This is a genomic window from Chitinophaga lutea (assembly GCF_003813775.1).
GTDB classification, from domain to species: Bacteria; Bacteroidota; Bacteroidia; order Chitinophagales; family Chitinophagaceae; genus Chitinophaga; species Chitinophaga lutea.
In genome coordinates, this window is the sequence record NZ_RPDH01000002.1 from 791,640 (window position 1) to 806,046 (window position 14,407).

The 14,407-nt window shown below is 55.3% G+C and carries 14 protein-coding genes; 7 read left to right on the forward strand and 7 right to left on the reverse strand.

The features are described 5' to 3' along the window. Nucleotides 1-227: 227 nt before the first annotated feature. Nucleotides 228-1,220 carry a FecR family protein gene (locus EGT74_RS15480; protein WP_123847489.1) on the reverse strand — a complete coding sequence of 331 codons (993 nt, stop codon included), beginning with the start codon at nt 1,218-1,220 and terminating at the stop codon, nt 228-230. A 250-nt stretch (nt 1,221-1,470) separates the two neighbouring features. Here EGT74_RS15480 and EGT74_RS15485 point away from each other — a divergent pair, with 250 nt between their 5' ends. Further along, nucleotides 1,471-2,004: an RNA polymerase sigma-70 factor gene (locus EGT74_RS15485; RefSeq protein WP_262697166.1), complete on the forward strand. Its 534-nt coding sequence runs from the start codon at nt 1,471-1,473 to the stop codon at nt 2,002-2,004. 3 nt (nt 2,005-2,007) lie between these two features. On the opposite strand, the gene EGT74_RS15490 is transcribed toward EGT74_RS15485, so the two are convergent. Next, entirely contained in the window at nt 2,008-3,141 is a 1,134-nt protein-coding gene (locus tag EGT74_RS15490) for an MFS transporter (protein ID WP_123847491.1), read from the reverse strand. A gap of 105 nt (nt 3,142-3,246) precedes the next feature. Then, complete coding sequence (locus EGT74_RS15495) at nt 3,247-4,416, reverse strand: MFS transporter (RefSeq protein WP_123847492.1); 1,170 nt, start codon at nt 4,414-4,416, stop codon at nt 3,247-3,249. Between the two features lie 107 nt (nt 4,417-4,523). On the opposite strand from EGT74_RS15495, the gene EGT74_RS15500 reads away from it, so the two are divergent. After that, the gene (locus EGT74_RS15500; RefSeq protein WP_123847493.1) at nt 4,524-5,378 is read left to right on the forward strand and encodes a helix-turn-helix domain-containing protein; all 855 of its coding nucleotides are present in this window, start codon (nt 4,524-4,526) and stop codon (nt 5,376-5,378) included. 5 nt (nt 5,379-5,383) lie between these two features. Here EGT74_RS15500 and EGT74_RS15505 read toward each other — a convergent pair whose 3' ends face one another. Beyond that, nucleotides 5,384-6,022, reverse strand: coding sequence for a class I SAM-dependent methyltransferase (locus EGT74_RS15505; RefSeq protein WP_123847494.1), 639 nt, complete (start codon nt 6,020-6,022; stop codon nt 5,384-5,386). A 90-nt stretch (nt 6,023-6,112) separates the two neighbouring features. On the opposite strand from EGT74_RS15505, the gene EGT74_RS15510 reads away from it, so the two are divergent. Continuing rightward, nucleotides 6,113-7,198 (forward strand): Gfo/Idh/MocA family protein, encoded by a 1,086-nt coding sequence (locus tag EGT74_RS15510; protein WP_123847495.1) that lies wholly within the window; start codon nt 6,113-6,115, stop codon nt 7,196-7,198. 10 nt (nt 7,199-7,208) lie between these two features. Here EGT74_RS15510 and EGT74_RS15515 read toward each other — a convergent pair whose 3' ends face one another. The 3 genes from EGT74_RS15515 to EGT74_RS15525 form a co-directional block, all read right to left on the reverse strand. After that, entirely contained in the window at nt 7,209-8,720 is a 1,512-nt protein-coding gene (locus EGT74_RS15515) for a sulfatase family protein (RefSeq protein WP_123847496.1), read from the reverse strand. A 12-nt stretch (nt 8,721-8,732) separates the two neighbouring features. After that, nucleotides 8,733-10,358: an FAD-dependent oxidoreductase gene (locus tag EGT74_RS15520; RefSeq protein ID WP_123847497.1), complete on the reverse strand. Its 1,626-nt coding sequence runs from the start codon at nt 10,356-10,358 to the stop codon at nt 8,733-8,735. An 85-nt stretch (nt 10,359-10,443) separates the two neighbouring features. Then, on the reverse strand, nt 10,444-11,928 hold the full coding sequence (locus EGT74_RS15525) for an arylsulfatase (RefSeq protein WP_123847498.1): 1,485 nt from the start codon (nt 11,926-11,928) through the stop codon (nt 10,444-10,446). A gap of 75 nt (nt 11,929-12,003) precedes the next feature. On the opposite strand from EGT74_RS15525, the gene EGT74_RS15530 reads away from it, so the two are divergent. From EGT74_RS15530 to EGT74_RS15545, 4 genes are read left to right on the forward strand one after another with little or no spacing between them, the layout of a single operon-like run. Next, the gene (locus EGT74_RS15530) at nt 12,004-12,564 is read left to right on the forward strand and encodes a GNAT family N-acetyltransferase (RefSeq protein ID WP_123847499.1); all 561 of its coding nucleotides are present in this window, start codon (nt 12,004-12,006) and stop codon (nt 12,562-12,564) included. 16 nt (nt 12,565-12,580) lie between these two features. Continuing rightward, entirely contained in the window at nt 12,581-12,991 is a 411-nt protein-coding gene (locus tag EGT74_RS15535) for an ADP-ribosylation/crystallin J1 (protein ID WP_123847500.1), read from the forward strand. Between the two features lie 46 nt (nt 12,992-13,037). After that, nucleotides 13,038-13,583 carry an RNA 2'-phosphotransferase gene (locus EGT74_RS15540; protein ID WP_123847501.1) on the forward strand — a complete coding sequence of 182 codons (546 nt, stop codon included), beginning with the start codon at nt 13,038-13,040 and terminating at the stop codon, nt 13,581-13,583. Between the two features lie 9 nt (nt 13,584-13,592). Next, nucleotides 13,593-14,327: a metallophosphoesterase family protein gene (locus EGT74_RS15545; RefSeq protein WP_123847502.1), complete on the forward strand. Its 735-nt coding sequence runs from the start codon at nt 13,593-13,595 to the stop codon at nt 14,325-14,327. Nucleotides 14,328-14,407: the final 80 nt, after the last annotated feature.

A 14,407-nucleotide genomic window follows, 5' to 3' on the forward strand; every position in this document is an offset into this window, starting at 1 on the left:
ATTCTGGTTGAGCGCCAGGCATAGGATGGCCTGCTAGGGCAATACCATTGCCCGTTTCATGTTTGCATCATGGGTTCAGTTCAGCTTTGCGTGTGTATGCGCAAAGAGGATCCTATACAGGCAAAACAATAGCCCATTTCATGTTCGACACGCAGTTTTAGGTGAATGAATAGTGTTGCTGACTTGACTTTCTGGTTCTCTATTAAATCTGGTTGTTTATGTTACAGTTACTGTTGACATCCATTTCCAGTGATGACGACATTGAAGTCGTCATCGATCGTATACGACGCATTGCGAATAGTACATACCACGGATAATACAACGTCGAGCGGCTCCGTTCCGCTGAAGGAGGCCCTGATGGGGCAGTTTTCCAGTTCCGGGTTCTCAAACCGGATATTGACGCGGTAGCGGCTGCCCAGTATTTTGGCGACGTCCCCGAACGTCTGGTTATCGAATACCATATCGTTCCGAATCCAGTCGGCCGCAGCTTCTGCCGCTACCGGCTGCTTGACCGCCGCAGCGGCCGTGCTCGTGTACACCACCTGCTGGTCAGGGGTGAGCACTGCCAGCAGTTTGCCTTCCTGTTCCGTTTCCACTTTTACTTTCCCCCGTGTAACCGACACCGTTATTTCAGGCGAATTTTCATAGGCTTTGATATTGAAGGCGGTGCCGAGCACGGTGGTGCGGAGGCTGCCGCTGTGGATGATGAAGGGTTTGGCCGTATCGCGGCGGATATCGAAATAAGCTTCACCCACCAGCGTCACTTCCCGGGTGCCGTTTTCGAACAAAGCGGGATACTCCAGCCTGCTGCCGGCATGCAACACCACGGTACTGCCGTCGGGCAGGGTGATATAGCGGCTGAACGTCGCCGGTTCACGGTGCTCCCGGGCCAGCATTTCCTGCCTGGGCAGGGGGCGTGTAAAATAGTAGATGCCTCCTGCGAGCGCAGCCATCCCGGCTACCACCGCCGCCCAGCGCCCGGCCCGCTTCCAGAGCGGCATCCGCACAACCGGTGTCTGTTTCTGCGGCAGCCGGCTTCTCAGTTCGTCGAGTTTCAGGCGTGTGAGCGCGGCGGCCGCTTCGCTGCCTTCTTCCAGCAGCTGACCGGTGCGCCCTCCGCCGAGCGACGCGTACCATTGATTAAGCTGTTCCAGCTCTTCAGGCGTACATTTGCCGAGACGGTACTTTTCCAGGAGTTCATATAAAGCCAATGCTTCCATAAGTGTTACAATGATAAAAACACGGTTTTCACGTGTTGCCGTTAGTGTCCGGGGTATTTTTTTTAAAGTTTCCGTCGCTTTGTTTTCTAACTAATTGATTCTGTATACAGTATAAGGAAAATTAATTTTTTGCTGAATCGATTCAGCAAAGCAGGAAAAAAGTACGGAATATTATTAAATTTGAACAAACTTTATCGGTATCATACAGTTTGCAGACCATACTGACCCTGAACTTTTCGCGTTATGGCGGCTGGGAGACGAGAAGGCCTTTAACACCCTGTACGAACGGCACTTCATCCGCCTGGTCAACCTGGCCTATAAAAAGACCGGTGATTCCGCGGCCGCAGAAGAACTGGTGCAGGATGTATTCCTGTCTTTTTACCGGCAGAAGCACCAGTTGCGCGACGATACCCTTCCTGAAAGTTACCTTTTCATTGCACTGAAAAACCGTGTATTCAATTATCACCGGCAGTTACTGGCGCAACTGCGGAAAGATGCGGCGTTGTGGAAACAGGCGTCGATGCAGCCGCGTGAAGTAAATGTGCAGCTGGAGCTGAAAGAACTGCAGGCCTATGTAAAAGCGCGGATACAGGAACTGCCGCCGCAATGCAGGGCGGTGTTTCTGCTGAGCCGGGAAGACCAGCTGTCGAACAAAGAAGTGGCGGAGCGGCTGAACATTTCCGTCAATACCGTGGAGCAGCATATGCGCAAGGCCTTGCGCATCCTGCGGGCATCGCTGGGGAACGATGTGGCGCTGATAGCGCTCGCATGGCTGGTGATCTAAAAACTACGCACTTCTCTCCGTGGCAATCATCCGTTTTTTCGCACTCGCCAATACCAGCAAAGTAATCGCCAGCCCGAAAAAAGCCATCAAACCAAAGGCCCACCTGAGCCCTGCCGCTTCGGCCAGGAAACCGATCATCGGCGGTACAAGCAGAAATCCGAGATATCCTACGGTAGATACTGCGGCAATAGCCGGTCCGTTAGCCATGGTGGCAGACTTTCCCGCCATGCTGAACACCAGCGGCACCACACACGAAACACCCACGCCGGTCATCATAAAACCCAAGCCCGCGATGAGCGGATAAGGCAGCAGCGCGGCCAGCATCAACCCCGTGAATACCAGCAGGCCGCTGTATTTGATCATCGTCACCACACCGAGTCTGTTCACCAGTTTATCGCCGCTGAAACGGCCCGCGGCCATGGCGATCATATACGCCACAAAACCGGCCGTCACTACTTCTTTGGATGCCTGTACGGCTTTCTGGAAATAAATCCCGCTCCAGTCGTACATCGTGCCTTCGCAGCTCATCACCGCAAAACAGATGAGGCCGTATTTCAGCAGGTGTTTATCGGGCCAGGCGAACCGGCGCTTTCCCGTGCCCGCAGCGGGCTGCTCCAGTACGCCGGGATAGGCGAAGAAACCGAGTATCACAAGTAATACGCCCACTACGAGAAAATGGATGGCGGGCGAAATATGGAAATACACCATCACGCCGCCTACTGCAGCGCCGCTGAAACCGGCCACGCTCCAGATGCCGTGAAAGGTGGTGATGATGGAACGGTCGTACAGCGCCTGTATGCCCACCGATTGTGCGTTCATGGAAATATTCAGGAGGTTGCGCGACGCGCCGAAAAGGAAAAGGCCCGCTACCAGCTGCCACGCCGCGCCGGCAAATCCCAGGCAGCTCAGCATGGCGTTAAAGGCGAGGGAACCGGCGAACATGATCACGTTACTGCTGAAGCGCTGCAACAACATCCCGGTTACCGGCATGGTAAACATCAGGCCCAACGGCAATGCAAACAATACGCTGCCCAGCTGCGCCTCATTCAAACCGAGGCTGTGCTGGATATCGGGAATACGGGAGGCCCAGGTGGAAAACCCGAAACCCGAGATGAAAAAAAAGAATGTTATTGCGATACGCCCCTTCTGGCTTTATTCATGTCAATGCGATTGCCGGCCGTTATGCGGCCGGCATGATGGATTTGACGCGCCCACTGTCAGGCGCACCGCAGCCATACAATGCTATGGCTCTTCAAACTTCTTCAGGCTGCCGGCCAGCAAGGTGGTACCTAACCCCAGCACGGCGATGAGCGTAAACGACCAGCGCAGGCCATACCCTTCCGCCACAAAACCGATCAGCGGCGGGCCCAGCAAAAATCCCAGGAAGCCGATGGACGATACCATCGCCAGCGCCACGCCGGGCTGGATGGTTTTGGAACGCCCGGCCAGGCTGTAGCTCATCGGCACCACCGAGGCCACGCCCATTCCCACCAGCAGGAAACCGATGGTACTGGTCACCATATACGGGAAAATAACGGCCAGCAGCAAACCGGTCAGGATGATCAGCCCGCTGCACTGCAAAATGCGCTGCGTCCCGAACCTGGTGATAAAATAGTCGGCCACAAAACGCCCGCCGGCCATGGTGCTCATGAAAGCGATGAATCCCAGCCGGCTCCAGGTCACAGGCGCATGCACCACCTGCTCGAAATACACGCCGCTCCAGTCGAACATCGTGCCCTCGCAGATCATACAGGCAAAAGTGATCAGGCCCAGCACCACGATGTTTTTATCGGGCTTCACAAAAATCCGCCCCGTTTTATCTTTTTTCGATACGTCCCTCGGCAGCAGATAGGCGCCGGCAACAATGGCCAGTACGATAGACACGCTGAAGATGATCAGGTAATGCACAAAAGGCGTCTGGTGATGCGCCACCATCAGGCCACCGACGAGACCGCCGGTAAAACCCGCGAGGCTCCACAGCCCGTGAAAACTGGCGAGGATACTGCGGCGGTACAACATTTCCACCCCCACGGCCTGGGTATTGGCCGCGATGTTCATCAGGTTGGCGCAAAGGCCGAAAACCACAAGCGCCGCAGCCAGCAGCATCACGGAAGGCGCCGCCCCCAACAGCAGCAGCGACCCGGGATAGAGGAATGCAGCGATCAGCATGATGTTCCGGCTCCCGAAACGGGCCACCAGGTAGCCCGACAGCCCCATCCCGGCCAGCTGGCCGGCGGGCAAAGCGAGCAGCAGGCCGCCCAGTGCGGCGTCGCTCAGACCAAGGCTGGTCTTGATATCGGGAATACGGCTTGCCCAGCTGGCAAATACGATGCCCTGTACAAAAAAGAAAATGCTCAGTGCAATGCGGTAAACCCTGGTAATCCGTATGGGAAGTGAATAAGCGAAATGCATGATGCAAAATTATTTCAGCCGCCGCCTCCCGCCTACGCCTGTAATGACCATTATTTGCACTGTATTGATTTCAAAAAGTCTTAATTTCGCAGGATACTGGTAAAATCATGCATAAAATAGAACTGGAAGAAATCCGGCCAGACACGGGCAAATCCTTCCGGCTGAACACGTCCTGCACCAAAAAAAGCTTCTACTGGCACTTTCACCCGGAGTACGAGATCGTGTACGTGGAAGGAGGCTCGGGCACCCGCCACGTGGGGCAGCATTTAAGCACGTACCACGACAGCGACCTGATTTTCATCGGGCCCGATGTGCCGCACCTGAATTTCGACTACGGGCTGAGCCACGAGGTGAACCAGATCGTCATACAGCTGCGGGAAGATTTCCTCGGCGCGCAGTTCCTGCAGGCGCCCGAAATGTCGGCCATCCACAACTTGTTCCGGCAGGCGCGGTACGGGCTCTGTTTCAGCGGGGAAACGAAACGGCTGGTAGCGGAAAAACTGAAGCAGATGCCGGCGATGGAACATTTCGCCCAGCTCATCTGCCTGCTGGAGATTTTTCAGCTGATGGCCACCAGCAAGGAAGTGATGCGCCTCAACGACGAGGTGAACAGTTACAACCAGCAGCAGAAGGATAAAGACAAAGACCGGATGTCGGTGATTTACGATTATGTGGACGCGCATTACCACCTGAAGCCCGACGTGAACTACATCGCCGCACAGGTGCATATGACCACGGCCGCATTCTGCCGGTATTTCAAAAAACAGACGGGCATGACCTTCACCGATTTTGTGAACCATTGCCGCATCAACCAGGCCAAAAACCTGCTGCTGCAAGACAAAACGGTGGGCGAAGCCTGCTTCAGCACGGGTTTCGACCAGCTCTCCTACTTCAACAAAGTATTCAAAAAGCTGAACGGGGAAAACCCCACTGCTTTTAAAAAACGGTACATGATCAAATAGCCTTGTTACTTCGTAATCGTAAAAATCATAAACTCCTTCTGCATCCCTTCCGGCCCCGGCTCGAAATAAAACTCCGTTTTTTCCACCGTGAGGCCCTGCGCCCGAATCAGCGCCTCTACCTCCGGCTCATTGTAAAGCCTGAATTCGAACGCCGTAAAAGGCAGGTTTTCCATGAATCTTTTGCTGCCCATCGACAGTATGAAACGGCCGCCGGGGCGCAGCACCCTTTTGATTTCCGCCAGCTGCTGCGAGGGATCCGCCCAGAAATAAAAAGTATTGACGGTGAAAATGTTATGAAACCGCCCGTCTTCAAAAGGCAGGGTTACGCCATCGCCTAAACGAAAGGAAGCCTGCTTGAGAAGGGAGGCATTCAGGGCATGCGCCTGCTCTATCATCGTTTCGGAAATATCGATGCCGGTATAGGTGATGCCGCCGGCGAGCGCCAGCACCTGTTTCAGGTGCGAGGCATTGCCCGGGCCGATCTCCAGTACCTGGGCGTGTTTTGCCGGCTGCAGGCGCTGCAGCGTTTCACGGATAATGCCGGCATTGTTTTCATTCATTTTTTTAGCTGTCAGCAGGCCGTCGTCGCCGGAAGGGCATTTCAGCTGCGCAGCGATCTTTTGGGGGTCAGGTGTCTGTTCCATGCCCAAATCTACAAAAAGCGCCGCTTATTACCCGGAGGTTTTACCCGGGTAGATCATCAATTTATACCCCGAACGCCTTATATTGTATCTATGCGAAAAACATGCTTCTTCCTGCTCCTGCTGATTTCTTCTTTCGCCCACGCGCAAAAACTCCGTGTAGCCGTGGCCGGTATCAGTCACGGGCACACCGGCTGGATATTGGGCCGGGGCGATAAAGGCGACCTGGAACTGTGCGGCATTTATGAGCCAGATACGGCACTGGCCCGCCAAACGGCCCGGCGTTACGGTTTCCCCGACAAGCTGTTCCATACCAGCCTCTCCGCCATGCTCGACGCAGTGAAACCCGAAGCCGTATTGGGTTTCGGCTCGGTATTCAGCCACCTCTCCGTGGTAGAAGCCTGCGCGCCGCGCGGCATTCACGTCATGGTGGAAAAACCGCTGGCCGTGAGCCTCGATCATGCGCTCAAAATGCAGGCGCTGGCGAGTAAACACCGCATCCACCTGCTCACCAACTTCGAAACCAGCTGGTACCCGTCCGTCGAAAAAACGTTCCAGCTGTGCCTCGACAGTAACTATACCGGCGCCATCCGCAAAGTGGTGATACACGATGGCCACCAGGGACCGAAAGAGATCGGCTGCAGCCCGGAATTCCTCGCCTGGCTGACAGACCCGGTAGGCAATGGCGGCGGCGCGCTGATAGACTTCGGCTGCTACGGCGCCAACCTCATGACCCGCCTGATGCGCGGCCGGCAGCCCCTTGCGGTCACCGCCGTCACCCGGCAATTCAAACCGCAGGTATACCCGAAAGTAGACGACGATGCCACCATCGTGGTGGATTACGGCGATGCGCAATGCATCATCCAGGCGTCGTGGAACTGGCCTTTTTCGAGAAAGGACATGGAAGTGTACGGCAACAAAGGCTACGTGTTCGCACCGGATAAAAACACCCTGCTGCTGCGCAACCATGAAAAACTCCCGGCCATAAAAAAACAGGTAACGGCTGCAGACATCCCCGTGTATGAGGATCCTTTCCGTTACCTGTTCGATGTGGTGAGAGGAAAAATAAAAGTGGCGGACGACGGCCTGTATGCCTTATCCAACAACGTCACCGTAGTGCGCATCCTGGAAGCCGCCAGAACATCCGCTAAAACCGGCAAAACGGTGCGGCTGCGATAGCGGCTGCATATCAGCCTTTTTCCATGATGGCCTCGGCCTCTTTATCGTCGTATGTTTTGATCAGTTCGCGCAATTGCTGCTTCAGCCCGGCCGTAATTTTTTCATATCCTTTTGCACCGTAGAGGTTTTTCACCTGCTGCGGGTCTTTCTGCAGATCATACAGCTCCCAGGTTTCCGCCTGGCCGTAAAACCGCACGAGCGTGTACCGCGCCGTACGCAGCCCGAAATGCGGGTATACATGATGCGGCTCGGGGAACTCATAATAGTGGTAATAAGCGCCTTTGCGCCAGTTGGCCTTGTTGCCGCCCTGTTTCACCAGCGGCATGAACGACGTGCCCTGCATCTCCGCCGGCGCGGCTACGCCTGCAATGTCGAGGATGGTCGGCGCCCAGTCGACGTTCGTCATCAGCTCGTTCACCACCGTACCGGGTTTGATCACGCCGGGGTAACGCACCACGAAGGGCGTTTTGAGCGACTCCTCGTAAATGAAACGTTTATCGAACCAGCCGTGCTCGCCCAGGTAAAAACCCTGGTCGGAGGCATACACCACAACGGTATTTTCAGCCAGCCCCGACTTGTCGAGGTATTCGAGTAAACGGCCGATGTTACGGTCGAGGGAGTTAGCGGTGGACAGGTAATCTTTCAGATAACGCTGGTATTTCCATTCCGTGAGGGCTTTGCCGCTGAGTTTCTTTTCGTCGAACTCCCTGCTCACCTTGTCGTAATAACCACGGAAGGTTTCTTTTTCTTTAGGCGTGAAGCGGTTGTAGACGAAGCGGTCGTAATCGGCATGCACCTTCAGGTCTTCTTTGAGGCGCATCGTTTTTTCGATGCTCATATCCTGGTTCTGGGCCGCTTTCCGGTTGGCGTAATTGTCGTGGAAGTTCGGGGGCAGCGGGAACGTTACGTTATCATATGCACCGAGGTCCTGCAAATCGGGCAGCCACTCGCGGTGCGTGGCTTTGTGGCCCACCACCAGCATGAAGGGTTTGGAGGTATCGCGCTTTTCGAGCCAGTTGATGGAAAAATCGGTCACGAGGTTGGTCACATAGCCCGGCACCTGTTCTTTTTTCTCGCCGATCTCGATAAAGTCGGGATTGAAATAATGCCCCTGGCCCGGCAGGATGCGCCAGTAATCGAAGCCTTCCGGCATGCTGCCCAGGTGCCACTTCCCTATCCAGGCGGTCTGGTACTGGTTCTGCCGCAACACCTTGGGAAACAGCATCTGCGTCACGTCGAATTTCTTCTCGTTCAGCGTGTAGCCGTTCTTGTGGCTGTATTTGCCCGTGAGCAGTGTTGCCCTGCTCGGCCCGCAGATGGAATTGGTGACGAGGGCGTTTTTGAATATCGCCCCTTCCCGCGCGATGCGGTCGATGTTGGGCGTTTTCGCCAGTTTGCCGCCATAGGCGCTGATGGCCTGGAAGGCATGGTCGTCGGAAAAAATAAAAATCACGTTCGGTTTGCGGGTCTGCGCGAAACCGCTGGTAGCGGCCAGCAACAGCAACACTGTCAGGAATCTCATTGTTCTTTTGTTTTAAATGGGTTTGCTCAGGCGTTGTTTATCTTTCAGTAATTGTGCTTTCAGTTTTTCGTAATCGATGTCCTGCACGGCCTTCCGGCTGTCGATCGCCTGCACCGCCGCCGTGGCCGCGCTTTGCCCCAGTATCATAAACACAGGCTCCATGCGGATGGAACCGTACGCGATGTGGGAGCTCGATACGCAAACGGGCACCAGCAGGTTGCTGCAATCCTCTTTCTTCGGGATGATGGCGCCGTATTCGATTTTATAAGGCTCTTCGGCATGCACGCCGATGTCTCCTTCGTTCTGTACGAATCCTTCGGGCGTCACGTAACGTTGGGCATGGTGGGCGTCGAGCGTGTAGGAACCCATACCTACCGGCTGCAGCACCGGTTTTTTGCTGAGCGTTTCATGCTCCGTCATCACCGCCTGGCCGATCATGCGCCGGGCTTCGCGGATGTAGAGCTGGTGCGGCCAGCCGCCGTTGTCTTTGAACTCGTCTTTCGGCAGGCCCCACTGCCGCATTTTCTGTTGCACATCGGCCGGCATGCGCGGGTCGTTGCTCATGAAATACAGCAGCCCTTTCTGGTAACGCTCGTGCTCGGCGATAATCTCTTTGCGGCGGGCGTACGACGCTTCGGGATAATCGTAGTTCATGCCGATATTGTCCGTGCTGAAAGGGCCGTGGTTATTGGTATCCGTTTTCCGGTTGGGAATGGGATCGTACTTGGAAAAGGTTTCGCGCCAGCCGCTGTCGAACACCCGCAGCAGCAGTTCGTACTGCGCCGGGTCGTAGCCTGCGGGTTTGGGGAAAGGTATGCGGTTGTCAGGGTGATTGCTCAGGCACATCCGGAAACAATAGGCCTGGATGCGTTTGTCGCCTTCGCCTTTCACGCCGGGCGGCTGGTTGGAGATCTTCGGCAGCAGTCCGCTTTTCGGGTCGCCGGGCACTTTATAGGGGCTGATCTTCATGGCGAAGTGATGGCCGTGATGGAATACGCCCGTCTGGATACCGTTGAAAGTTTCGTTGTATACGCTGTTGGCTTCACGGCCCACGTGATATTTCACGCCGGCGGCGGCCATCAGGTCGCCCTCATACGTGGCGTCGATGAACATTTTGCCTGTGAAGGTTTTTCCGCTGAGGGTAGTAATGGAAACCACGGCGCCGTTCTTTTTCACCACGCCGTTGTCCCGGTTCAGCCATTCGTTGCGCAGTACGGTAATGTTATGTTCTTTCACAAAATCCTCGAACACCTTTTCGGCCACATGCGGTTCGAATATCCACATGGTGCGCTCGGAGCCGTCCATGGCCGGCGTGCCCTGCCCCTTGTTGCCGTACTCCGTCTGTTTCTGCCATTGCCAGGCGCCGGGCTGCTGGTAATGCATGTATACACGGTGGTAAAACTCCCGGGCCAGCCCGCCGATCACGGATTTGTCGCCCGTGTCCGTGAAACCCAGGCCCCCGGCCGACAAGCCGCCCAGGTGCGTATCGGGCGATACCACGATCACGGATTTACCCATCTGCTTCACCTGTACGGCGGCGGTAATGGCGGCGGAAGTGCCGCCGTAGATGATCACATCGGCCTGTTGTGCGAACGAAGCCTGTGCCAGTAATAAAAAGAATACAAATACCTTTTTCATAATAAGACGTGGAGATGAAAATCCCCAATATAATAATTTTCCATCAGGGATGCATGTTATTTCAGCACCTGCGGGATGAGCGGCATCATGGCTTTGCGGCCACTTTCGGCTCGAGGAATTCCCATTCCCTGATATGGGCCGGCCGGTGCTCTTTTTTCACGATTGCGTCGAACTGCTGCAACAACGCCGGGTGTTGCGCCGCGATGTTTTTTTCTTCCGCCGGATCGGCCGCCAGGTCGTACAGTTCCCAGGGGCTGTTGCGGTTCGCTTTCAGCCCGGTTTTGATCGCCTTCCAGTTGCCCATGCGGATGGCCACCTGCCCGCCTTTTTCGGGGTATTCGAAATATACGTACGGCCGCTGCGCCTGTTGCCGGGTGTTGCCCGTCATCGCCGGCAGCAGCGAAATACCGTCGTTCGGAGGCGCCTTGATACCCGCTATCGCGGCGATAGTCGCCATCATATCATACTGCACCGATAACAGCGACGTGGTGGTGCCGGCGGGGATCTTCCCCGGCCAGCGGGCGATCAGCGGTTCGCGGATGCCGCCTTCGTAGAGGTCCATTTTCAGGCCCCGCAGGCCGCTGACGCTGTTGAAGAATTTTGCGTTCACCCCGCCGTTGAAAGTAGCGCCGTTATCGCTCGAAAACATGATCACCGTATTGTCGTCCAGCCCGAGTTTTTTAACCTGTTCCATGATGATGCCCACCTGCGCATCGAGATAGGTGATCATGGCCGCGTACGTGCTGAGCGGATACCTGGCGGGCGCATAACCGTCCTGGCCGTAATACGGTTTTTCGTCAAACTGTCCGACATAGGCCTGCACCGCCGCACCCGGCGCCTGCAGCGATACGTGCGGGAGGGTGTAAGGCAGGTAGAGGAAAAACGGGGTTTTACCCTGCTGCTGCATAAAACGCAGCGCCTTGCCGGTCATCACATCGATCGCGTATTCCTGCCCGTTGTACGCTGCAAAATCCGCGTCGGTGGCCTTGCCGGGGTCGAGCCGTTTGTGCACGTCCATCGGCGGGTTCCGCAACGAATCCCAGCGCCCGTTTTCCCAGAGATGGCTGGGGTAGAAATTATGCGACTGCTTCTGGCAGAGGTAGCCGTAAAAATAATCGAAGCCCTGCGCGTTGGGGCTGCCGGTGGTGTTGTGCATGCCCAGGCCCCACTTGCCTACGGCGGCGGTATGGTAGCCCGCCTCCTGCAGCATTTTTGCGACGGTGAGGGTGCCTTCGGGGAGGGGCATCTGCCCGCCTTCCAGCGAATCGGCGAAACCACCCAGCTCATAGTTGCCGCGGATGTAAGAATGCCCGCCATGGCGGCCCGTCAGCAGCATACACCGGGCGGGAGCGCATACCGGCGTGCTGGTATAAAAATTCGTGAACCGGACACCTTCCTTCGCCAGCCGGTCGAGGTACGGGGTTTTGATTTTCTGCTGGCCGTAAGCGCCCAGCTCCCCTACCCCTAAATCGTCTGCATAAATAAAAATGATATTGGGCGCGCGTTTTTGCGCAAATGCCGCCGAAGCGGCTAACAAGAGCCCGCAACTGAACAGAATAGCTTTTTTCATACAAACATTTTAGGCGAATACGCCCGTCAGGAATCGCACTAAAATAATACAGAAACATTATCTTATTTTCACAAAATGCTGAACATCCAATTCACCCCCTTCCCGGAACTGGCCACCGAGCGCCTCGTGCTGCGCAGGATGCGGCCCGCGGACGCCCCGCAACTTTTTGTGCTCCGTTCCGACCCGGAAATGATGCAGTTCATTCCCCGCCCGCTGCACCAGACCGAAGCGGACTCCCTGGCGCTGATCGACCTTTGTAACGATACGGCCGATAAAAACGATGGCATCAGCTGGGCCGTCACGGAAAAAGGGAAAGACGTGCTCATCGGCACTATCGGTTTCGTGAAAATCCAAAAAGAACATTTCCGCGCCGAAGTGGGCTATATCCTCCACCCCGCCATGCAGGGCAAGGGCATCATGAAAGAAGCGCTGGCCACCGTTATCGATTACGGTTTCCGGGAAATGAAACTGCACTCCATAGCAGCCATCGTCGACCCCGCCAACACCGCTTCCGCCATGCTCCTCGAAAAATCGGGCTTCATGAAAGAAGGGCACTTAAGAGAACACGAATTCCTGCTGGGGCGGTTCTGGGATTCGGTGATTTATTCGAAGCTGAAGTATTCCTTTGAACTGTAATAAAGATTGGCCAAAAATGGATCCCATCACATTATACCGGCCGGTTGGCCTGAAGGAACTGGAATTGATCCTGGACACCGGCGCAACAGCATTCCCGCCACGATTACATTGGCAACCGATCTTCTACCCGGTTATGAACCAGCCGTATGCAGAACAGATTGCCCTGGAATGGAACACCCGGGATGAATTTTCCGGCTACTGCGGCGCTGTTACCGCTTTTGATCTGCCTTCCGGGTTCCTTAGCCGCTACGACGTTCAGAATGTAGGTGGCGAAATACATAACGAATTGTGGGTACCCGCGGAAGAACTCAGCGAATTCAACCAACAGATATCCGGAGGTATCAGGGTCGTGAAAGTGTTTTTCGGCGACCGCTTCAAAATGCCGGAACATCCCGCAACCGCCGCACTGCTGCGGCGGTTCCGATAAAGCATTATGGCGCGGAGAAACGATCCCCCCAACGAAAAGAGATACCATGAACGAAAAAGAAAAAAAACACATCAGTAAATTCCTCAGCCTGGTGCTGCGCCATCAACCCGAAACCATTTCAATTCACCTGGACGAAAACGGCTGGACCGATGTGGAAACGCTCATTCACCAAGCTGCGCTCCATGGTGTCCGTTTTACAAAAGAGGAACTGGATGAAGTGGTGACAACGAATGACAAACAGCGATTCGCGTTTGACGATACACATACCCGCATCCGCGCCAGCCAGGGGCACTCCGTTCACGTCGACCTGGCGCTTACACCCGCCATCCCGCCGGATGTATTATATCACGGCACCGGCAGGCAACTGCTCCCGCTCATCCGCGAACAGGGCCTCCTCAAAATGGAACGCCAACACGTACACCTGAGCATCGCGCAGGAAACAGCGCTGCAGGTAGGCAGGCGAAAAGGCGACGCGGTAATATTGACGATACTGGCAGGCCGGATGCATGCGGCCGGCACTACGTTCTTCCTCTCTGAAAACAATGTTTGGCTTACAGACCATGTGCCGCCGCAATACATAGAATTTAATTAAATTCACCGCATGCCCAGAACCATCGTGATCGGCGATATACACGGCGCGCTCAGGGCGCTGGAACAACTGCTCGGCAAAATCGGCCCGCGTGAAGACGACCGCTTCATTTTTGTGGGCGACTATGTGGACGGATGGTCACAGTCTGCCCAGGTCATCGCCTATCTCATCGAATTCGAAAAACAACACGACTGCATTTTCCTGCGCGGCAATCACGACGACTGGTGCGAAACATGGCTCAGCGGCCGCGAGGCCGACCCGGCATGGTTGTTTCATGGCGGGCAGTCGACCGTAGAAAGCTATGCAGCCATCACACGGGAAGAAAGGCAAACACATCTCCGCTTCTTTTATAAACTCCGCAATTATTACGAAGACGAGCAGAACCGCCTCTACATTCACGCCGGCTTCACATCGATGCACGGGCCCGGCAAGGAGCGCGATAAAACGGACTTCATGTGGGACCGCACCCTCTGGGAAATGGCCCTCAGCATGAATAAACGGCTTTCAAAAAATTCACTCCTCTATCCCAAGCGCCTGAAGCTGTTCAGGGAAATCTACATCGGCCACACGCCTACCATCAACTACGACCAGGATGTGCCGATGAACGGCTGCAACGTATGGAACGTAGATACCGGCGCCGCCTTCACCGGCCGGCTCTCCGCCATGGACGCCGATACCAAAAAGGTACTGCAATCGGATGTAGTGCAACGGCTGTATCCTTTCGAAAGAGGCCGGAACGGCGGATGATTTTGCAGGGCATGCAATTTTTCCCGCCAGTTATACGCTCATTCATACCAGATACCAGATATGCCTTTCTCATGAACTTA